A 20,219-nucleotide genomic window follows, 5' to 3' on the forward strand; every position below is an offset into this window, starting at 1 on the left:
GGCGCGAAGCGGCGACACCGCCCCGATAGGATGCCCGTATCGGTCAACAGCCCCGATAGGACGCGCTAGGATAACGACGCCAGCGCTTAACCGCCACTGACGACCAATTCAGACAACATGCTGATTTGCAAGTTCCACTCAACACTGTAAACGACCATTCGCCGGAAAACGCCATTCATGTCAAATGCCCCTGCACCCGATTCCATTGTCACCACCGCCGACCACGGCGCGGTCCGTACCATCACCGTCAATCGCCCGGACAAACTGAATGCGTTGAACGCGGCGACGCTGGACGCGCTGCATGTGGCGTTTGATGCGGCCGCAGACGATGCCGGCGTGCGCTGCGTGGTGCTGACCGGCGCTGGCAGCAAGGCGTTCGTCGCCGGCGCCGACATTGCCGAGATGAACGGACTGACGCCGGTTCAGGGCCGTGATTTCTCGCTGCGGGGACAGCGCCTGATGCGACGGGTAGAAAAAATGCCCAAGCCGGTGATCGCGATGATCAATGGCTTCGCGCTCGGCGGCGGCCTGGAACTGGCGATGTGCTGCCACCTGCGCATCGCCGCCGATACCGCCAAGATCGGTCAACCCGAGGTCAACCTTGGCCTCATTCCCGGCTTCGGTGGCACCCAGCGACTGCTGCGGCTGGCCGGACGGGCCGCGACCATGGAGTTGTGCCTGGTGGGCGCGCCGATCGACGCGACGCGGGCACGTGAACTGGGCATCGTCAATCGCACGGTGGCCGCCGCCGACTTGCTGGCCGAAACAATGAAGCTGGCCGCACAACTGGCTGCGTCGGCGCCGCTGGCACTGCGTGGGGTGATCGACTGCATCAATGTCGGCGGCGAGTGCGGGATTGAAGAAGGCCTGGAGTACGAGACTGCGCAATTTGGATTGATGTTCTCCACCGACGACATGCGCGAGGGCACCAGCGCGTTCCTTGAACGCCGCAAACCGGCTTTCCAGGGCAGCTGACAGCTCGTGGCCGGGGCCTGCATCTGCGGCTGTGAGGATCCACGCGGGGCCAGCGTGCACCCGGTCGCCATTGCGTTGATGGATGGCGATGTGGACGGCGCCTTGCAGCTCGGACTGCTCAAGGCGATGCCGTGCCCCGGCTGCAGCGTGGACTGCCATACGCGCCTGGTGGCTGCGCGCGCGGACCGCATCCGTGCCCTGGCCGCCCGCGAACGTTTCCGCGCCCGCGATGCGCGTCTTGAGCGTCGCCGCGCCGAGCGCGCGGCGCAACGCAGCGCGCCGGCGCGACCGGCGGAGACCGAAGTGGCCGCGACAGGCGGAACCACCGGCGTGGACCCGTCCCGGCAGCCGGCCCTGCCGGTTGCGGTTGCCGCTGCCCTGGCGCGGGCGAAAGCCAAAGCCGCCGGCAACCCGGGAACCGGCAGGGCCGGCCGTTGACCCGCCCGGCCCCCCGCAAGCGACCGGCGCGATCACGGCTGACCGGGGTCGAAATCGATGCGGTGTTCGCACGCTTGCGACAGCTCAATCCACACCCGACCACCGAGCTGGAATTCACCACACCCTATGAACTGCTGGTGGCCGTGACGCTGTCGGCGCAAGCCACCGATGTGGGCGTCAACAAGGCCACCCGCAAGTTGTATGCGGTCGCCAACACGCCGGAGCAGATCGCGGCTCTTGGGGTGGACGGGTTGAAGCCGTACATCGCCACCATCGGCCTGCACAACACCAAGGCCGCCAACGTGGTGGCGATGGCGCGGTTGTTGCTGGACCATCACGGCGGCGAGGTTCCGCATGACCGCACCGCGCTGGAGGCGCTACCCGGCGTGGGCCGCAAGACCGCCAACGTGGTCTTGAACACGGCATTCGGGGAGCCGACGATGGCGGTCGATACGCATATCTTCCGGGTCTCCAACCGCACCGGTCTGGCGCCCGGCAAGACCGTGCGCGCGGTCGAGGACATCCTGGTGCGCGTGATCCCGCCAGAGTATCTGCGCGACGCCCACCACTGGCTGATCCTGCACGGCCGTTATGTCTGCAAGGCGCGCACGCCGGACTGCCCCCATTGCGCGATCCGCGACATCTGCCGTTACAAGGACAAGACCCCGGGCGAACCGGTCCCGGCAACCACGGGCACCTGACGCATCAATCGTGGCGGCGTTCGCGCAGCCACTTGGTCGCGATCCACTTCTCACCCTCGACCACCGGCGCGCCCGCATGCAGCGAGCGCGTCATCGGATGCGGGCGGTCGTAGCTGAAGAACACCGCGTTGCCCTTGACCGCAGCGACTTCGAGATTGGCCTCGGGGAACGTGGTCGCGCCACCGCGCTGCGGGGTGTTGAGGTACATCACCAGCGAGCCGACCCGCTGCCCGCCGCGCGCCAGCGATGCCGCCGAACCCGGCCAGGCCGGATCTAAGTAGTCGTGGTGCGGCCGGTACTGCGCGCCCGGCCCGTAGCGCAGGATCTGCAGCGCTTCGCCGTTCTCCAGTGGCCAGTCGAGCAACGCCGCGATGCGTGCCTCGATCCGCTTGCACAGGGGGTTGCCGCCGCGCGGGAAGAACGTGCCGGCGCTGGTGCGATCCACGTGCACCTCGTCGCCGCCACTGTCCGGGTCGAGGACGGTCGAACGCTTCAGCTTTGGTCGCGACATCTCCACCAGTTCGTCGCATTCGTCGTCACCCAGCAGGCCGCCGAACACGATCACCCGCGGCAGCAGCAGGCTCGCCAGGACGCACACCTCGTGGTCGCCCACCTGCAATGCCGACGGACCTTTGAGTTCGATCGGCGACGGCACCGGCACCGACGGCGGCAACCCGCTGTCACGCGCGTGCGAATCGAGCCATTCGCGCACCACCGATTCGACCGCCTCGCTCGCCTCGCCCTGCTCCCAGCCGTCCTCCAACAAGGGTTGCAGCAGCATGTCGGGCGGCTGTCCCGCACGTGCCTGGCCAAGGATCCATTCGACGGTGTCGGGGGCGAGTTCTCGCTTCATGACGCCAGTGTGACCGAGCTTGATTGCAGCTTCTTTACGCATCGGCTGGATCAAAAAGCCGCGGTTGCTGAAGCCGGGCTGTCACAAACCGGGCCTATAAAGATTTCCTGAAACTTCGCTACGGGACGCGGAGAGACCCGGTCGCAATGGAAAGTGCCGGTTGACCGATCTGTTTCCCGTGGATTGACCCAACCCGTGACCGGAGAGATCGTGCAAATGGCTGCTTCCAGCAATTCCAAGACCCTGTTGATGACCCTGGCCGCGGCCTTCGCGCTCAGCGCGTGTGGTGGTGGTTCCGACAACGTGGCCTCGCCGGGCGAAGGCGCGTTCCCGCCGCCGCCGGCCACCACGCCTCCGCCGACCACCCCACCCCCGACCACGCCGCCGCCGACCACCCCGCCGCCGACGGCGGCCGAGTGCCCGACCGGCACCACCGATGTCGGCGAAGTCGCCGGCCTGCTCAACTGCCAGCTGCCCTCACGCATCGTCGGCGAGTTGCTGGTCCCGAAGATCGACGGTGTGGTGTACTCGGTCAACGGCCGCACCGATGTCGGCATGGACATGGGCGGTGACGCCGCCAACCCGGCACCGGGCGCGAACAAGGGCACCCTGACCCTCGAGCCGGGCGTGACCGTGTTCGGCTCCGCCGGCGCCGACTTCCTGATGGTCAACCGCGGCTCGCAGATCTTCGCCGAAGGCACCGCGACCGAGCCGGTGGTATTCACCAGTCGCCAGAGCGTCGAAGGCAGCACAGACATCGACTCGATCGGCCAGTGGGGCGGCCTCGTGCTGCTCGGCCGTGCCGCGATCAGCACCTGCCCGGGCACCGCGCAGCCGGGCACGGCCACCTGCGAGGCGCAGGTCGAAGGCGCCAACGGCTACTACGGCGGCAACGACGACGCCGACAACACCGGCGTGCTGAAGTACGTCCGCGTGATGCACTCCGGCTTCGAGGTCCTGCCGGACGTCGAACTCAACGGCATCACACTGGCCGGTCTGGGCAACGGCACCACGATCGACCACGTGCAGGTGCACAACAGCTCCGACGACGGCTTCGAGTGGTTCGGCGGCACGGTCAATGCCACCCACCTGGTCGGCACCGGCAACGACGACGACACCTTCGATACCGATTCCGGCTTCCGCGGCGGCATCCAGTTCGGCCTGATCGTGCAGCGTGCCGGCGGCGGCGACCGCATGAACGAGATGAGCTCGCAGGACCTGCCGTACCGCTCGGAGTCCAACTTCGCCAACGTCACCTTCGTCGGCGCCGGCCATGACAACGCGGTGGTGCTGAACCAGGGCACCCTTGTGGGCTACTACAACGCCGTATTCACCGGCGCGCCGGGCTGCATCGAGTTCCAGTCGGCCACCAGCGAAGGCACGTTCAATTCGGTTTACGCCTCCTGCGCCGAACTCGCCGGCGGCGTTCCGAACAGCGACGGCACGCCCGGCTCGTCGGCATTCAACGCCAATGTCGAGGCGGCCTTCGCCGCCGACACCAACAACGCCACCGGCACCTCGACCCTGACCGCCGGCTTCATCAACGGCGCCAACGAGGCGGCGGTCCCGGCCTATGCCGGCCTCGCCTCGATCAACGCGTCCTTCGTCGACGTCGACTACATCGGCGCGGTCAAGGATGCGAATGACACCTGGTGGCAGGGCTGGACCTGCGGCCTGACCGCCGACGACTGCTGAGCGGCGACAACGGGTGTGGTGGCCGCGGCCACCACACCACGGGAAACGGGGTCGGTGTCCGCGACCCCGGGCCCCCATCGATGCCGCGGCAGTGCCGCGGCATCGACTTATTCGGACGCACCGAACCCATTGAAAGGCTGCCACTCATGAAGCTCACACCCGCCCGTACGGGCCTGTTCCTGGCGATCTCGGCCCTGCTGATGCCCACCATCGCGTTGGCCCAGTCCGTCCAGACCGCTCCGCAATCGCAGTCCACCCCAGTCTCCGCAGCCACCGCCGCCGCGGCTGCGCCGATGCAGGCGACCAGCCTGGACGCCGTCCAGGTCCAGGGCGAATACATCCCGGAGCCGATGCTGCTCAGCTCGGCGGTCATGACCCACGTCTCCAGGGAAGACCTCGAGCGCCAGGGCGACAGCACCGCAGCCGATGCGCTCCGGCGCGTGGCGGGCATCAGCCTCAACCATGGCCGCTACGTCTACGTGCGCGGCCTCAACGAGCGCTACTCCTCCGCCCTGCTCAACAACTCGCCGCTGCCCAGCCCCGAACCGCTGAAGCGCGTGGTGCCGCTGGACCTGTTCCCGACCAACGTACTGCAGACCATCGAGGTGGTGAAGACCTACTCGGCGAGCATGCCGGGCGAGTTCGGCGGCGGCACCATCAACCTGTCGAGTGCGGTGATCCCCGAGGAGGCATTCCTCGATCTCAAGATCGGTACCGGTGGCAACAGCGAGACCACCTTCCAGGCCGGCCTGACCCATTACGGCGGCGGCGACTCCGACTACTTCGGTTATGACGACGGCACCCGCAAGATGACTGCTGAGCTGAAGGACGCGATCGCCACCGGCAACCGCATCACCCCGGGGCGCGACTTCAGCAGCGACGAGGTCAAGAAGATCGCGCGCAGCTTCACCAATGCCCCGCTCAACCTGCTGCAGGCGACCGACAGCATCGACCCGGACTTCAACGCCGAGATCAGCATGGGCAACGCCTATGACGTCGGCGGCGGCGCGCGGCTCGGCCTGGTCGCCACCGCTGCAATGAAGAACAGCTGGCAAACCCAGCTCGGCGTGCAGCAGGACGGCGCGGTCGAGAATGGCGCGATGACGGTGCAGAGCGACTACGAGTTCATGTCGACCACCAACAACGCCACCATCAACGGCCTGTTCGGCGCGGCGGTCGACTGGGACGGTCATCGGATCGGCCTGATGACGATGTACGTCCACGACACCGACAAGGAGACCCGCAGCAGCGAGGGCTACAGCCTGCTGACCGGCGACAACGTTCGTGACGACACCAGCCACTGGTTCGAGCGCGAGATGATCAACACCCAGCTGACCGGCAAGCACGCGTTCGGCGAGTACCGCGACCTGGAGATCGACTGGCGCGCCAGCCACTCGCGGGCCAGCCGCGACGCGCCGTACGAGAAGGGCTTCCGCTACCGCGAGGACGCCGACGGCTTCTGGCAGCACGACGCCTCGCAGGCGCAGAACTACACCCGCTTCAGCCAGGTCAACGAGCGCGTCGACAACGCCGGCGTGGACGTCAGCTGGCGCCTGCCGACCGAGCGCGATATCACCGTGAACTTCGGCGGTGCCTGGTCCGAAACCGAGCGTGATGCGGTCTCGCGCGAGTTCCGCTTGCTGTCGCTCGGCAACCTGCCGTTCTACGAGCGCTACCAGCGGCCCGACTACCTCCTGTCGGACTACAACATCAGCCAGGGCTACCTGACCCTGCGCGAGACCACCGGTGGCACCGGCGCGGCCGCGTATGACGCCTCGCTTGAAACCAGCGCGGTGTACATCGAGGCCGAGTCGCAGCTGACCGGCACCGTGCGCGCCACCGTCGGCGTGCGCTACGAGGACGCGACCCAGCAGGTGCGGCCAATCGACCTGTTCAACGAAGGCCGGCCACTGCCGACCGCGGCACCGCTGGAGAACGACTACTTCCTGCCGGCGTTCGCGCTCACCTGGAACTTCGCCGAGAACCAGCAATTGCGGTTTGCCGCGTCGCAAACCATCGCCCGGCCGCAGTTCCGCGAGCTGGCGCCGCAGCAGTACCTCGACCTCGACAGCGACCGTCTCGTCATCGGCAACCCGTTCCTGGTCGACAGCGAGCTGCTCAACCTCGACCTGCGCTACGAGTGGTACTTCGACCAGGGCGAGTACTTCAGCGCCGGTCTGTTCTACAAGGACATCGACAAGCCGGTGGAAATGGTGCTCAACGGCCGCTCGGGATCGAGCTGGCAGCAGAGCTTCATCAACGCCCCATCGGCGCTGGTGTATGGCGTGGAGCTGGACTTCCGCAAGTACTTCGGCAGCCCGTTCGACTGGGCCGGTGACAGCCGCCTGTTCCTGGGCACCAACTACACCTGGTCGGATTCGGAAGTACAGGTCGAGGACGGCGACGTCGCCTACACCCTTGCCGGCAACGGCCGCCCACAGGCCGCCTCCGAGCTGGTGCTCGATGGCAGCCGCCTGCAGGGCCAGTCGGAGCATCTGGCCAACTTGCAGCTGGGCATCGAGAACCCGGAAACCGGTAGCCAGGCCACGCTGCTGTTCGGCTACGCCAGCGAGCGCATCAACGCCCGCGGCATCAACGGCTACTCGCCCGACGGCATCGTGGTGGTCCAGCCCGACTACATCCAGGAGCCGGGCACCACGGTCGACCTGGTGCTGAAGAAGGGCTTCCGGCTCTGGGACACCGACATGACCGTGGGCTTCGAGGCCCGCAACCTGTTGGGGGAGGAGTACAGCGAGTACCAGGAGTTCGGCGGCGGTCGCGCCGACGTGATGCGCTACGACCTGGGCACCAGCTATTCGTTCGAGATCAGCGCCTCGTTCTGAGGCACCCGAGTGCAGTGGCCGGCGCTTGGGGAAGTGGCCGGACGCAGCGGCCCGGCGGGGAAACCTGCCGGGCTTTTTAATGCCGCCGCGAAACATGACAGTCACCGCAACCTTATGTGTCAACTGCAATCAAACCGTAACCAAACCATCTCATCCTGTGCGCACGCCTGACATATCGGTGTCCCGGCCTCCACAGGACCCAAGCTCTTGCTCCTCAACCGGTTTTCCTACGACCAGATCACCCAGCGGCGCACCCGGCTTCCGGTCGCGGTGGAACTGGTGCTGGTGACGCTGCTGGCACTGCAGGTGGCCCGGCTGGTCTGGGTGGCGTTGATCCCCACCGGGCCGATCGGCAGCGCGATGGCCGGGCCGGCGATTGCCATTGAAACGTCCCCATCCCTGCCTCTGACCGATGTGTTCTTCCGCTCCGCGCGCACTCCCGCCAGCGCAAGCGGCGAAGCACTCGGCTACACCCTGTTCGGCGTGCGCAGCGAGGGTGGCCCTGCTTCGGCAACGCCCGGCTCGGCGATCCTCGGCAAGGATGGCGAACAGGTGTCGTACGCGGTCGGCCGCGAGATTGCCCCGGGCATCGTGCTGGAATCGGTCGGCGCCGAGCACGCGGTGCTGGCCGCCAACGGTGCCCGGCACCGGTTGGAGTTGCCGCCACTTGCTACCACGGGCGCCGCGCCCGCAGCGAAGACGCTGCCGGTCGGCAATCCCAAGCCGACGGCACCGCCAGCCAAGCCCGCCGCCCCGACCACATCGACCAGTGCCCCGGCCTTGCCGCCCCAATCACCGTCCCCGACCGGCCTCACCGAGAACCCGGGTGGCGGCTACGAAATCACCGCAGGCGCCAGCGCGTCACTGCTACGACCCGCCGGCCTTCGGCCCGGCGACGTGGTGCTGTCGGTCAACGGACGCCCGCTCGACCCTGCCCGATTGGCGGGACTGCAGGATGAACTGAAAGGCCAGACTCAATTGACCATCCAGTACCAACGCGACGGCAAGACCCACACCACCAGCATGCAGGCACCCCGGTGAGCCGTCTCTTCCCCGCCGTCTTGCTCGCCCTCGCGTTGGCGCTGCAACCGATGCATCCGGCGGTCGCCCAGTCGGGCGCCGAGCCGGACGCGTTCAACGTGCGCAACGCGGACATCCGCGCCTTCATCCAGGACGTGGCCCGCGCGACCGGCACCAACTTCATCGTCGATCCGCGCGTGCAGGGCACGGTCAACTTCTCCAACGACCAGCCCATGAGCGAGTCGGAGCTGCTCGGCGTGCTGCTGACGATCCTGCGCGCCAACGGCCTGATCGCGGTGCCGGCGGGCGCCGACACCTACCGAGTCGTCCCCGACGACACCGCCGCGCAGCAGCCGCGTTCGGCCGGCGGCGGCGCGACCGGTTTCGCGACCGACATCATTCCCCTGCAGCGGGTCGACGCGCGCATCGCCGCGGAGACCATCAAGCCGCTGGTCGGCCGCGGCGGCGTGGTCATCGCCACCACCCAGGGCAACAGCTTGCTGGTGGCTGACTACGCCGACAACCTGCGCCGGATCCGCGGGTTGATCGCGCAGATCGACAGCGACCGCGCCTCGATCGACACCGTCACCCTGCGTAACAGTTCGGCGCGCGAGATCGCCGCCACAGTCAACCAGTTGTTCGGCATGGGCGGGGCCGAAGGCGGCAACGCGGCGATGTCGATCCTGCCGGTGCCGAGCAGCAACTCGATCGTGGTCCGCGGCAGTCCGGCGGTGATCCAGCGGGTGGTGCAGATGGTGCTGGAGCTCGACCGCCGCGCCGAAAGCACCGGCGACCTGCACGTGGTCCAGCTGCAGCACGCCAGCGCGGAACAGTTGTTGCCGGTATTGCAGCAACTGGCGGGGCAGCCCACCGAAGCAACGGGCGACACCGGTGCGCAAACCCGGATCAGCGCCGGCCCATCGGGCACCAGCATCGATACCAGCCAGGGCCAGCTGATCTCGGCGGTGCCGGGCAAGCGCCCGACCCTGGTCCGCGCGCCCGGCCAGAACGCACTGATCATCAACGCCGATCCGGAAACCCAGCGCACCCTGCTGGGCGTGATCAAGCAACTCGACGTGCGGCGCCAGCAGGTGTTGGTCGAGGCGATCGTGGTCGAGATCTCCGACGATGCCGCCCGCGAACTCGGCGCGCAGATCGCCGTGGCCAACAAGGACGGCGTGCCGTTCGGGATCAGCCAGTTCCGCAACTCCGGCCCGGGTATTACCGAGCTCGCCGGCGCGGCGCTGCTGAAGGACGACGATTCCGCCCTCGCCAAGACCGCGCGCAACGCCGCAATGCAATCGTTGCTCGGGCTGACCGGTGGGCTGGCGGGGATCGCGGGCAGCGCCGGCGACACCCTGTTCGGGCTGATCATCAACGCGGTCAAGAGCGACAACGGTTCCAACCTGCTGTCGACGCCGTCGATCATGACCCTGGACAACGAGCCGGCGCGGATCCTGGTTGGCCAGGAAGTGCCGATCACCTCGGGCGAAGTGCTTGGCGACGGCAACTCCAACCCGTTCCGCACCATCGAGCGTCAGGACGTCGGCATCCAGTTGGAAGTCACCCCGCAGATCAACGCCGGCGGCGGCATCACCCTGCAGCTGCGGCAGGAAGTGTCGTCGGTCGCCGGGCCGGTCTCGGCCGACTTCAACGAGCTGATCCTCAACAAACGCGAGATCGAGACCCGGGTGCTGGTCGACGACGGCGCGATCGTCGTGCTCGGCGGTCTGCTCGACCAGGCCGAGCGCAGTTCGGTTGAAAAGGTGCCGCTGCTGGGCGACATCCCGATCCTCGGCAGCCTGTTCCGCTCCACCGCCCGGTCGAAGGACAAGACCAACCTGATGGTCTTCATCCGCCCGACCATCGTCGGCGGGCCGGAGGATGCCCAGCGCGTGACCGCGCCGCGCTACGACTACATGCGCAACTCGCAACTGCAGCTGGACGATTCGGGACAGCGCGAGGCGGCACTCGACGTACTGGTGCGCGACTACCTGCGCACCCACCCGCCGGTAGCGCCGGCATCGGCGCCGGCAGCGTCCCTCCAACCGTCATCCCTTCAACCGTCACCCCCCCAACCGTCATCCCTCCAACCGTCATCCCTCCCGCCGTCATCCCCGCGAAAGCGGGGATCCAGTGACGGAGAGGCAGCCACCAGGTCGCTGGATTCCCGCGTTCGCGGGAATGACGAACAAGAGCAACGCGACACCGAGGCCGGGCCGCCCCATGAATAACAACACCTTGGGTCACACCCGGTGACAAAGCCCGCGCCGTCGCTGCCCTACGCATTCGCCAAGCGGCACGGCGTGGTCGTGCTCGACGGCGCGGCCGATGCGGAATCGATCCATGTCGGCCTGCGCGAGGACGCCACGGCGACGGCGCTGATCGAGGTCCGTCGCACGCTCGGACGACCACTGCAGGTTGCGCGGCTGCCGCGCGCCGCGTTCGACCGCAAGCTGTCGGAGGTCTACGCCGACGCCGGCCTTGGCACCACCGAGGCGGTCGACCAGCTCGACATGCACGGCAGCCTGGATTCGCTGGTCGAGGACATCCCGGCCACCGCCGACCTGCTGGAAAGCCAGGACGACGCGCCGATCATCCGCCTGATCAACGGCCTCATCGCCGAGGGCGCGCGGCTGGGCGCCTCCGACATCCATATCGAGCCGTCCGAGGCCGCGCTGCGGGTGCGCTTCCGGATCGACGGCGTGATGCGCGAGGCAGTCAGCCTGTCGAGCCGGATCGCGCCGCTGCTGGTATCGCGGGTCAAGGTGATGGCGCGGCTCGACATCGCCGAGAAGCGCATCCCGCAGGACGGCCGCATCTCGGTGGCGATGGGCGCCAAGGCGCTCGACGTGCGCGTCTCCACCCTGCCCGCACGCGGCGGCGAGCGGGTGGTGCTGCGCATCCTCGACAGGGACCAGGGCACGCTGACACTGGAACAGCTCGGCATGCCGGCCGCGGTCGAGGCCGCGTTCAACAAGGCCTTGCACGTGCCCAACGGCATCGTGCTGGTGACCGGCCCGACCGGCTCCGGCAAGACCACCACCCTGTATGCCGGGCTGGCGCTGCTCAACGACGGCAGCCGCAACATCCTGACCGTGGAGGACCCGGTCGAGTACGCGATGGACGGCATCGGCCAGACCCAGGTCAACACCAAGGTCGGCATGACCTTCGCCGCCGGCCTGCGCGCGATCCTGCGACAGGATCCGGACGTGGTAATGGTTGGCGAGATCCGCGACCCCGAGACCGCGCAGATCGCGGTGCAGGCCAGCCTGACCGGCCACCTGGTGCTGTCGACCGTGCACACCAACGACGCGGTCGGCGCGATCACCCGGCTCAGGGACATGGGGATGGAACCGTTCCTGCTCGCCTCGACCATGCGCCTGGTCCTGGCGCAGCGGCTGGTGCGGCGGTTGTGCACGCACTGCCGCGCACCGCGTCCGGCCGATGCACTGGGCCACCGGCTGATGGGCCGCGACTTCGACGGCATCCTCTACCAGGCCGTCGGCTGCCCGCGCTGCAACCACACCGGCTACGCCGGACGGATGGGCGTGTACGAGGCCATCACCATCGACGACGAAATGCGCCGACTGATCGGCGACAACGCCGCCGAAGACACCCTCGCCCGCGCCGCATTCGCCCGCGCCGACCGGCTTGCGGGATCGGCGCGCGCCGCGGTCGCCAGTGGCGCGACCACGCTGGAGGAAGCGCTGCGGGTGACCCGCGACGACGACAACCACACGACGCAGGCCGGGGGCGCCAGCCATGCCGGCGTTTGACTTCGACGCCCTCGACGAGCGCGGTCGCAACCGCAGTGGCCGGCTCGATGCGGCCGACCCGAACGACGCTCGCGCGCGGCTGCAACGCCGGCGCCTGGTGCCGGTCCGGCTGGAGCCGGCCCGCGCCGGCGGCGATCCGACGCCGGGCGGGTCGCTCGCGGGCGCCTTCGACCGCTTCACCACCAAGGACGTCGCCCTGGTCACCCGCCAGCTCGCGACGCTGGTCTCCGCCGCGCCACTGGAAGAGGCGCTGCGCACGATCGGCGCGCAGGCCGAGAAGCGCGCGGTGCGACGGGTACTGATGGCCACCCACGCGCAGGTGCTGGAAGGCTTCCGCCTGTCCGACGCGATGGCGCGCCAGGGCAAGGCGTTCCCGCCGCTGTACCGGGCGATGGTCGCCGCCGGCGAAGGCTCGGGCGCGCTGCCCGACATCCTCGAGCGCCTCGCCGACCTGCTCGAACGCGAGCAGCAGGTCCGCGGCAAGCTGGTCACCGCGCTGGTCTACCCGGCGGCGCTGGCGCTGACCGCGGTCGCGGTGGTGATCGCGCTGATGGCGTTCGTGGTGCCCAAGGTGGTCGAGCAGTTCGACTCGATGGGCCGCGAGCTGCCGATGCTGACCAAAGTCGTGATTGGCATCTCCGACCTGATGACCGACTGGGGCCTGCTGGCACTGGTGCTGCTCGGCCTGGGCGCGGTGGCGTTCACGCGAATGATGCAACGCCCGGCGTTCCGCCTGCGCTTCGACGCGCTGGTGTTGAAGACGCCATTGCTCGGCCGCCTGGTCCGCGACGTCCATGCCGCGCAGATGGCGCGCACGCTGTCGATCATGCTCGCCAGCGGCCTGCCGATGATGGAGGGCCTGGTCATCACCGCGCGCACCGTGCACAACCGGGTACTGCGCGCGGCGGCCGACACCATGGTCGCCTCGATCCGCGAAGGCGGCAGCCTGTCGAGCGCGATGCGGCGCGCCGGGGTGTTCCCGCCGACGCTGCTGTACATGACCGGCAGCGGCGAGAACAGCGGCCGCCTGGCGCCGATGCTGGAGCGCGCCGCCGACTACCTCGAACGTGAATTCAACACCTTCACCTCGGTCGCGATGAGCCTGTTGGAGCCGATCATCATCGTCGTCCTGGGCGGCGTGGTCGCGGTGATCGTGCTCGCGATCCTGCTGCCGATCCTGCAGTTCAATTCCCTGGTCCTTGGTTGAGGAAACCCCATGCACGCCACACGCACCCTGCGCCGCCGCTACAAAAATGCCGGCTTCACTCTGGTCGAACTGATGGTGGTGATCGTCATCATCGGCCTGCTCGCCACCGTGGTGATGATCAACGTGATGCCCAGCCAGGACCGCGCGATGGTCGAGAAGGCCCGCGCCGACGTGTCGGTGCTGGAGCAGGCGGTCGAGACGTATCGGCTGGAGAACCTGGTCTACCCGCGCACCGAGCACGGGCTCGACGCCCTGCTGCGCGCGCCGGCCGGGTTGGCGCGTCCCGAACGCTACCGCCGCGGCGGTTACATCCGCCGCCTGCCGACCGACCCGTGGGGCAACCCGTACCAGTACCGCCAGCCCGGCGAGCGCGGCGCGTTCGACATCTATTCGTTCGGCGCCGATGGCGCGGCCGGTGGCGAAGCCGACAACACCGACATCGGCAACTGGAACTGACCGTTGTCGCGCCAGCCCACCTGTTCGCGGCTCCCTGCGCGCCTGCGCGGCTTCACGTTGGTGGAGCTGACGGTGGTGCTGGTGATCGTCGGGCTGATGGGCGTGGCGGTGTTGCTGACCGCGCCGGGTGACGCCAACACCCTCTCGCGGGAAGCCGACGCCCTCGCCGCGCGGCTGGTGCGCGCGCAGGAGGAGGCGATCATGACCACCCGCGCGGTGCAGGTGGTCGTCGATGCAGGGGGCTATGCATTCGCACGGCAAAGCTTCGGTCAATGGCAGTCGCTGGACGAGGGTCCATTCGAGCCGGTGGCGTGGGCCGAGGGCACCACCGCCGTGCTCGATGGCGATCGCGAACAGGTCAGCTTCCGCTTCGAACCGACCGGTGGCGGGCGCGAGGAACAGGTCCGACTGGCGCGTAACGGGCAGCAGCTCCGGGTCGGCGTGGACGCCGCCGGCGAGGTCAAGGTCGATGCGCCGCGCTGATCGGCCCGCGCCGGGCTTCTCGCTGATCGAGATGCTGGTCGCGATGGCGGTGTTCAGCCTGATCGCGATGGCGTTGTTGAACCTGGCCGGCGAGAACACCCGCACCGCCGTGGTGATCGAGGAGCGCGTGCTGGCCGGCGTGGTCGCCGACAACCGCGCGGTCGAGGCGATGCTGGCGACGCCCTCGCAACTGGCCGCACAGTCCGCCGGCACCGAGTCCGCCGGCGACCGCGACTGGCGCTGGACCCGCACCGTCAGCCCGACCGACATGGCCGCGATCGTCCGGATCGACGTCACCGTGATGCCCGCCGGCGAGGACCGCATCGCCGCGGAAGCCAGCGTGTTCCGGAGCGTGCAATGAACGTACGCGGCTTCAGTCCGGCCACGCAGCACAGCGGCGCGGCGTTCAGCCGTCTTGACGACAGTGCCACCAGGGCAGCCGGCTTCACCCTGGTTGAAATGCTGGTCGCCCTGCTGGTGTTCGCCCTGTTGTCGGCGGTCGGGGTCTCGGTGATGGCGTATGCCGCCGACAACCAGGGCGTGGTGCAGGCGCGGATGGATCGGCTCGGCGAGTTCCAGCGCGCCCGCGCCCTGCTCAAGGCCGACCTCGCCCAGGCGGCCGTGCGCCGGGTGCGCGAACGCGACGGCACGCCCGCGCGCAACGCCTTCATCGGCAGCACCGCGGGCGAAGGCCGGGCGATGTCCGGCGCGGCGCCGCTGCTGGCGATGGTCCGTCGCGGCTGGACCAATCCCGACGCCGAACCGCGCGCATCGATGCAATACGTCGAATACCGGCTGGTCGACGGCCAGCTCGAACGCAGCGTCCGCACCGCGCTCGACGGTGCCGCGCCGGGCGTGCCGCAGGTGATGCTGGCAGGCATCGAGTCGGCGACGATCGGCTACCACTACCGCGGCCAATGGATCGACGGCTGGCCCGGCGGCGCAACGGCGATGCCCGATGCCGTGCGGCTGCAACTGCAACTGGAGGGACTGGGCCGGATCGAGCAACTGTTCCTGCTGCCGGGGGCCGGTTCGTGAAGCGCCAGTCGGGCGTCGCACTGCTGACCGTATTGCTGCTGGTCGCGGTGATGTCGGTGCTGGTGATGAGCGTGCTGGACGACATCCGCTTCGGCCTGCGCCGGGCGTCCAACGCGCAATCGATGGCGCAGGCACAGTGGTACGCACACGGCGCGGAAACGCTGGCGATGGCGCAGATCGACCGTCTGTCGACGCGTGACCCTGGCCGCACCACCCTGGTCGGTGACTGGAACGACCGGCCGTTCGTGTTCCCGGTCGAGCACGGCGCGATCAGCGCGCGGCTGTCCGACGCCACCACCTGCTTCAACCTCAACAGCGTGGTCGAGGGCGCGCCCGAGCTGTGGCAGCAACGCGAAGCGGGTAGCCGGCAATTCGGCGCGTTGCTGCGCGCGCTCGACGTCCCCGCGCATCAGGCTGACGCGCTGGTCGACGCGCTGGTCGACTGGATCGATTCCGACAGCGTGCCCGGTGCGCTCGGCGCCGAGGACGCGACCTACCTGTCGCGTACCCCGGCCCACCGCACCAGCGGCGCGCTGCTGGCCGAACCCAGCGAGCTGCGCGCGATCGCCGGCTTCGACGACGACATGTACACCCGACTGCGACCGCACGTGTGCGCGTTGCCAACCGACATGTTGTCGCCGATCAACCTCAACACCCTCGACGAAACCGACGCCGTGCTGCTGTCGATGCTGACCGACGGCGCGCTCAGTCCGGATGCGGCGCGCCGGCTGATCCGCGCGCGGCCACCCGTTGGCTGGCCGGACCTTGACGCCTTCTGGTCGCACCGGCTGCTGGACGGGATCGAACCGCTGACGTCGGCGCGGGATCAGGTCGCGCTGCGGACCCGGTTCTTCGCCCTGCAGTCGCAGATCGAGTACGCCGGCGCGCAGGTCGTGCCGAGCGCGTTGTTCGAACACGATGCCGGCCGCACCCGGCTGGTCGAGCGCCGTCTGGCGCCACTGGAATGACATGAAGAACCCGCGTGAGCCCATCGCGATGAACCCCACCACCCTCTTGCTGTTGCTCCCGGCAAGGCCCGCAGCCGCGGCCACCTGCCTTCAGGTCGATGGCGGCGGCCGCGTGCTCGCGCGGCGCACGGTCGACACTGATGCGCCCCTGACCACCACTGCGACCCAGTCCCCTGCCCGGCAGGTGCTGGCCGTGCCCGGCATCGAATGCCTGTCGACATGGTTGGAGCTGCCGGCGCGCAATCCGGTGCAGGCAGTGGCGGCGGCGCGGGTGCTGGTCGCGGAGCATGTCGCCGGCCCGGTCGACACCCTGCATCTCGCGATCGCGCCGGCCGCGGACGACGGCAGCCACCAGGTGGTCGCGGTCGAGTCGGCGACGATGCAGGTCTGGCTCGACCGTGCCGCGGCGCTCGGCATGACTCCCGACCTCGTGGTGCCGCTGCCGATGCTGTTGCCTTCGACCGAGGACGCGTCCGCGGGCGACGCCGGCGATGTCGTCATCGCCGACATGGACGGTCATTGGCTGGTCCGCGGCCAACGGCTGGCCTTCGCCGCCGAGCCTGCACTGGCCGACCAGGTCATCGGCGAACGGCCGCGCCGCGTCCTGACTGAAACGGAAGCCCAAGCCGCGTTCGCCGTCAATGCGCTGGTGCCGCCGATCGACCTGCTGCAATACGCCTTCGCCCGCAAGACCACCCGCCGCGAGGGTTGGCCGGCCTGGCGCCGCGCGGCAATCCTGGCCGCCGTAGTGGCAGTGTCACCCTTGGTGTTGCTGGCCGCGCAGGCGATCCGCCACGAGGTCGCCGCGCGCGACCTGCAAGCCCAGGCCAACACCCGAGCCCGCGAGGTGTTGCCCGCGCTGGGCAAGGACGCCGACCCGCTGCCGCCGGTGCGCGCACGGCTGGCCGAACTGCAGGCCGGCGACGGCTTTGCCCGCGCCGCCGCCGCGCTGCTGGCGGCGGTCGCGGCGACCGACGGCGCTGAACTCGATGCCCTCGCCTACGCCGACGGCGAACTGCAGGCCGCCCTCGTGCTACCCGCGCCGGCCGCACTGGAACGCATCCGCACCGCGCTGGCCGAGGCCGGGCTGGAGCTGGACGAGACCGGTCGCCGCGATGCCGGCGGCCGCAACCAGTACGCCATCACCGTGAGGCCATCGGTATGAGCACCTTCGACAAGCTCCGGCATGGGTGGCAATCGCGCGAACTCCGCGAGCAGCGGATGCTGGCGGTGATGTTCGTCGCGATCGCCGCGTTCGCGCTGTGGTTCGGCGTGGTCGCGCCGCTGCGGCACGTGCGCGATGCGGCGCGCGACCGCGTTGACCGCGCCACCGCCGACCTCCGCGAGGTCACGCGTGGGGTCACTGCGATCCGCACCCTGCAGGCCCAGCGGCCCGCCGCATCCGCGCCCGACGATTTTGCCAGCGCCATCCTCGACGCAGCCGCGGCCGCGCAGGTGCCGGTCAGCCGCCAGCGCATCGACGAGGCCGGCGTGCTCGAAGTGGGCATCGACGCAGTCGACGCACCGGCGCTGTTGGGCTGGCTCGACGGACTGGTCGAGCAGCACGGCATCGCGCCGATGGCCGTCGACATCGCCGAACGCAACGGTCGCCTGCAGGTGCAGGCCCGCTTCCGGTCGCCATCGCCATGAGCCGGCGGGCACTGGCGTTGTCGTTCCTGCTGGCCCTGGCGCTGATGCTGCTGGCGACGTTGCCGCTGCGCCTGGGTTTGGCGGCAGGCTCCGGCATCGACCCGGATGCGCTGGGCCTGTCGGCGGACGGCGCATCGGGCTCGATCTGGTCCGGCCGCCTGCGTTCGGTCGAATGGCGCGGGCAGACGCTGGGTGATGCCACGCTCGCGCTGGAGCCGCTGTCGCTCCTGCTGGGGGTGCAACGGCTCGAGCTGGCAACGTCCGACCTTTCCGTCGACCTGCTGCGTGGTCGCCGCATCGGCATCGACCACATCGACGGACCACTGCAGCTGGACATCGACCGGCCGCTACCGGGGCTGGTCGCGCGCCTTTCCTTCGAAAACGCCAGCCTGGTGTTCGCCGGCGGCCGATGCCAGAAGGCCGCCGGCGCGCTCAAGGCGGAACTGGTCGTTCCAGGCCTGGCCGAGCCGATCCGGTTGCAGGGACCCGTACGCTGCGATGGCGATGCCGGTTCGATCGCACTCGCCGCGATCCCGGCGCCCGATGCTCCCCGCGTCGAAGCCGTCCTCGACATCGAGAGCAACGGCCACTACCGGTTGCAGTCGCGCGTCCAGCCCGCTGGCGCACTCACCGGGCTCGCGTTGCAGGTCGCCGGATTCAGGGATACCCCGGCCGGGCTGGTCCGTACCGACAGCGGGCAATGGATGGATTGACCGCACGGCCGGCCTGCCACCGGGACCGACGCGAAGCTAAACGCAAATGCAATGAAAACGTCACGCAACTGCAGGAATGTCACATTTCTGCAACTTGTCGCGCCTACCCTGCGCGTACTTCCCCAGTCGTGACATCAAACCGCAATGAAACTTCAACAAAACCGCCTCACCACGCAGGTCCTTGCCGGCCTGTCACTTGCCGCGCTGGCGCCGCTGTCTTTTGCCGGCGTGCCGATCGACACCATCGGCGGCTCCGAGATCACGTTCGAAGGCCTGATCCAGGCCGACGGCAGCTGGTACGACAACGACCTGACCAACCTTGATGGCGATGCCGGCGACGGCAGCGACCACGATTACGAAATGCGCCGCGCCGAGCTGGTGCTAAAGGGCAAGGGCCCGGGCAACCTCGACTGGGTGGTCGGTTACGACGCCAAGGCCGACAAGTGGCTCGACGTCAACGTCGAATATGGCTTCGGCGATGGCCACATGCTGCAGGCCGGCCAGTTCAAGCAGCCCCACGGGCTGGAAGAGCTGTCGTCGACCAAGAACAACGACTTCATCTCCAAGGCGATGACGACCAACACCTTTGCGGTGTCGCGCCGGCTTGGCGTGGGTTATGGCTACAGCCAGGACGACTGGAGCATCACCGCCAGCAGCTTCGGCCGCGAGCTGACCAGCGGCGGCGCCCACGGCAGCGGCTACGGCCTGCGCGCCACCTTCGCGCCGATCAACCAGGACGGCAACATCCTCCACCTCGGCCTGTCGTACGTGGACCAGGACACCGACGCCGACACCCTGCGCCTGCGTACCCGTCCGCAGGCCGACCTGGCCGGCGTGCGGCTGGTCGACAGCGGCACACTCACCGATACCGACCGCCTTGCCACCACTGGCGTCGAGGCGTTCTGGGTGCGCGGCCCGCTCAAGCTGCAGGGCGAATACATGCAGGGCGAGGTCAGCCGCCACGACAACACCGACTACAGCACCAGCGGCGCCTACCTCAGCGCGCTCTACAACCTGACTGGCGAGAGCTGGAGCTACAAGGGCGGCACGCCCGGCACCGCCAAGCCGATCGACCCGGCCCGCGGCATGTGGCAGCTCGGCCTGCGCTACGACACCATCGACCTCGACGACGGCACGGTCGAAGGCGGGCAAATGGATGCGCTGACCGCCGGCGTCAACTGGTACTGGCGCAAGAACTTCAAGTTCGCCCTGAACTATGTGCAGGTCGACAGCGAGCGTCTTGGTGTCAGCGATGACCCGAATATCGTCGAGGCGCGCGCGCAGTTTTACTGGTAGCGCAGTAACAAAACCGCACGACTGTCATATGCGTGTAACAAAAATATCATTTCATAGACTCAACCCGCTGGCATCAAGCCGGCCTCTTCCGTTACGGAGTACCC

The 20,219-nt window shown here is 68.7% G+C and carries 18 protein-coding genes and 1 pseudogene; 18 read left to right on the forward strand and 1 reads right to left on the reverse strand.

Features of this window, described 5'->3' with window-relative positions; translation table 11 throughout:
* The first annotated feature begins 177 nt into the window (after window positions 1-177).
* The 3 genes from ACW7G1_RS11010 (at window position 178) to nth (ending at window position 2,114) form a co-directional block, all read left to right on the forward strand.
* Window positions 178-975 carry an enoyl-CoA hydratase/isomerase family protein gene (locus ACW7G1_RS11010; protein ID WP_456979749.1) on the forward strand — a complete coding sequence of 266 codons (798 nt, stop codon included), beginning with the start codon at window positions 178-180 and terminating at the stop codon, window positions 973-975.
* A gap of 78 nt (window positions 976-1,053) precedes the next feature.
* A complete protein-coding gene (locus ACW7G1_RS11015; RefSeq protein ID WP_456979906.1) occupies window positions 1,054-1,413 on the forward strand; it encodes a hypothetical protein in 360 nt (119 codons plus the stop codon).
* Window positions 1,410-2,114 carry an endonuclease III gene (nth, locus tag ACW7G1_RS11020; protein ID WP_456979750.1) on the forward strand — a complete coding sequence of 235 codons (705 nt, stop codon included), beginning with the start codon at window positions 1,410-1,412 and terminating at the stop codon, window positions 2,112-2,114. Before ACW7G1_RS11015 ends, nth begins: the two co-directional genes overlap by 4 nt.
* A gap of 4 nt (window positions 2,115-2,118) precedes the next feature.
* On the opposite strand, the gene ACW7G1_RS11025 is transcribed toward nth, so the two are convergent.
* On the reverse strand, window positions 2,119-2,967 hold the full coding sequence (locus tag ACW7G1_RS11025) for a 2OG-Fe(II) oxygenase (RefSeq protein ID WP_456979751.1): 849 nt from the start codon (window positions 2,965-2,967) through the stop codon (window positions 2,119-2,121).
* A gap of 216 nt (window positions 2,968-3,183) precedes the next feature.
* Here ACW7G1_RS11025 and ACW7G1_RS11030 point away from each other — a divergent pair, with 216 nt between their 5' ends.
* From ACW7G1_RS11030 to ACW7G1_RS11100, 15 genes and pseudogenes are all read left to right on the forward strand, one after another.
* Window positions 3,184-4,662, forward strand: coding sequence for a hypothetical protein (locus ACW7G1_RS11030; RefSeq protein WP_456979752.1), 1,479 nt, complete (start codon window positions 3,184-3,186; stop codon window positions 4,660-4,662).
* A gap of 146 nt (window positions 4,663-4,808) precedes the next feature.
* Window positions 4,809-7,505, forward strand: coding sequence for a TonB-dependent receptor domain-containing protein (locus ACW7G1_RS11035; RefSeq protein ID WP_456979753.1), 2,697 nt, complete (start codon window positions 4,809-4,811; stop codon window positions 7,503-7,505).
* Between the two features lie 207 nt (window positions 7,506-7,712).
* Window positions 7,713-8,546 carry a type II secretion system protein N gene (locus tag ACW7G1_RS11040; RefSeq protein WP_456979754.1) on the forward strand — a complete coding sequence of 278 codons (834 nt, stop codon included), beginning with the start codon at window positions 7,713-7,715 and terminating at the stop codon, window positions 8,544-8,546.
* Window positions 8,547-8,596: 50 nt separating this feature from the next.
* Window positions 8,597-10,606, forward strand: a pseudogene (gspD, locus tag ACW7G1_RS11045) (type II secretion system secretin GspD); the annotation flags it as partial.
* A 174-nt stretch (window positions 10,607-10,780) separates the two neighbouring features.
* Entirely contained in the window at window positions 10,781-12,304 is a 1,524-nt protein-coding gene (gene gspE, locus ACW7G1_RS11050) for a type II secretion system ATPase GspE (RefSeq protein WP_456979755.1), read from the forward strand.
* On the forward strand, window positions 12,291-13,511 hold the full coding sequence (gene gspF, locus ACW7G1_RS11055; RefSeq protein ID WP_456979756.1) for a type II secretion system inner membrane protein GspF: 1,221 nt from the start codon (window positions 12,291-12,293) through the stop codon (window positions 13,509-13,511). The genes gspE and gspF overlap by 14 nt, the downstream gene beginning before the upstream one ends.
* A 9-nt stretch (window positions 13,512-13,520) precedes the next feature.
* On the forward strand, window positions 13,521-13,967 hold the full coding sequence (gspG, locus tag ACW7G1_RS11060; RefSeq protein ID WP_456979757.1) for a type II secretion system major pseudopilin GspG: 447 nt from the start codon (window positions 13,521-13,523) through the stop codon (window positions 13,965-13,967).
* 3 nt (window positions 13,968-13,970) lie between these two features.
* Complete coding sequence (locus tag ACW7G1_RS11065) at window positions 13,971-14,450, forward strand: GspH/FimT family pseudopilin (RefSeq protein WP_456979758.1); 480 nt, start codon at window positions 13,971-13,973, stop codon at window positions 14,448-14,450.
* Window positions 14,437-14,811, forward strand: coding sequence for a type II secretion system minor pseudopilin GspI (gene gspI, locus ACW7G1_RS11070; protein ID WP_456979759.1), 375 nt, complete (start codon window positions 14,437-14,439; stop codon window positions 14,809-14,811). Before ACW7G1_RS11065 ends, gspI begins: the two co-directional genes overlap by 14 nt.
* Window positions 14,812-14,909: 98 nt before the next feature.
* Window positions 14,910-15,488: a type II secretion system minor pseudopilin GspJ gene (gene gspJ / locus ACW7G1_RS11075; protein WP_456979907.1), complete on the forward strand. Its 579-nt coding sequence runs from the start codon at window positions 14,910-14,912 to the stop codon at window positions 15,486-15,488.
* The gene (gspK, locus tag ACW7G1_RS11080; protein WP_456979760.1) at window positions 15,485-16,456 is read left to right on the forward strand and encodes a type II secretion system minor pseudopilin GspK; all 972 of its coding nucleotides are present in this window, start codon (window positions 15,485-15,487) and stop codon (window positions 16,454-16,456) included. The genes gspJ and gspK overlap by 4 nt, the downstream gene beginning before the upstream one ends.
* Before the next feature lies 1 nt (window position 16,457).
* Window positions 16,458-17,621, forward strand: a complete 1,164-nt coding sequence (gene gspL / locus ACW7G1_RS11085; RefSeq protein ID WP_456979761.1) for a type II secretion system protein GspL — start codon at window positions 16,458-16,460, stop codon at window positions 17,619-17,621.
* Window positions 17,618-18,106: a type II secretion system protein GspM gene (gene gspM, locus ACW7G1_RS11090; protein ID WP_456979762.1), complete on the forward strand. Its 489-nt coding sequence runs from the start codon at window positions 17,618-17,620 to the stop codon at window positions 18,104-18,106. The genes gspL and gspM overlap by 4 nt, the downstream gene beginning before the upstream one ends.
* Window positions 18,103-18,819 carry a type II secretion system protein N gene (gene gspN / locus ACW7G1_RS11095; RefSeq protein ID WP_456979763.1) on the forward strand — a complete coding sequence of 239 codons (717 nt, stop codon included), beginning with the start codon at window positions 18,103-18,105 and terminating at the stop codon, window positions 18,817-18,819. The genes gspM and gspN overlap by 4 nt, the downstream gene beginning before the upstream one ends.
* A gap of 144 nt (window positions 18,820-18,963) precedes the next feature.
* Entirely contained in the window at window positions 18,964-20,115 is a 1,152-nt protein-coding gene (locus tag ACW7G1_RS11100) for an OprO/OprP family phosphate-selective porin (protein WP_456979764.1), read from the forward strand.
* Window positions 20,116-20,219 lie beyond the last annotated feature (104 nt).

The sequence above is a fragment of the Lysobacter sp. A378 genome, assembly GCF_054052125.1.

Coding starts and splice junctions, on each gene's coding strand:
- ACW7G1_RS11010 (WP_456979749.1), top strand. CDS start 178: ATGTCAAATGCCCCTGCACCCGATTCCATTGTCACCACCGCCGACCAC.
- ACW7G1_RS11015 (WP_456979906.1), top strand. CDS start 1,054: ATGGATGGCGATGTGGACGGCGCCTTGCAGCTCGGACTGCTCAAGGCG.
- ACW7G1_RS11025 (WP_456979751.1), bottom strand. CDS start 2,967: ATGAAGCGAGAACTCGCCCCCGACACCGTCGAATGGATCCTTGGCCAG.
- ACW7G1_RS11030 (WP_456979752.1), top strand. CDS start 3,184: ATGGCTGCTTCCAGCAATTCCAAGACCCTGTTGATGACCCTGGCCGCG.
- ACW7G1_RS11035 (WP_456979753.1), top strand. CDS start 4,809: ATGAAGCTCACACCCGCCCGTACGGGCCTGTTCCTGGCGATCTCGGCC.
- gspF (WP_456979756.1), top strand. CDS start 12,291: ATGCCGGCGTTTGACTTCGACGCCCTCGACGAGCGCGGTCGCAACCGC.
- gspG (WP_456979757.1), top strand. CDS start 13,521: ATGCACGCCACACGCACCCTGCGCCGCCGCTACAAAAATGCCGGCTTC.
- gspI (WP_456979759.1), top strand. CDS start 14,437: ATGCGCCGCGCTGATCGGCCCGCGCCGGGCTTCTCGCTGATCGAGATG.
- gspJ (WP_456979907.1), top strand. CDS start 14,910: ATGCTGGTCGCCCTGCTGGTGTTCGCCCTGTTGTCGGCGGTCGGGGTC.
- gspL (WP_456979761.1), top strand. CDS start 16,458: ATGAAGAACCCGCGTGAGCCCATCGCGATGAACCCCACCACCCTCTTG.
- gspM (WP_456979762.1), top strand. CDS start 17,618: ATGAGCACCTTCGACAAGCTCCGGCATGGGTGGCAATCGCGCGAACTC.
- gspN (WP_456979763.1), top strand. CDS start 18,103: ATGAGCCGGCGGGCACTGGCGTTGTCGTTCCTGCTGGCCCTGGCGCTG.
- ACW7G1_RS11100 (WP_456979764.1), top strand. CDS start 18,964: ATGAAACTTCAACAAAACCGCCTCACCACGCAGGTCCTTGCCGGCCTG.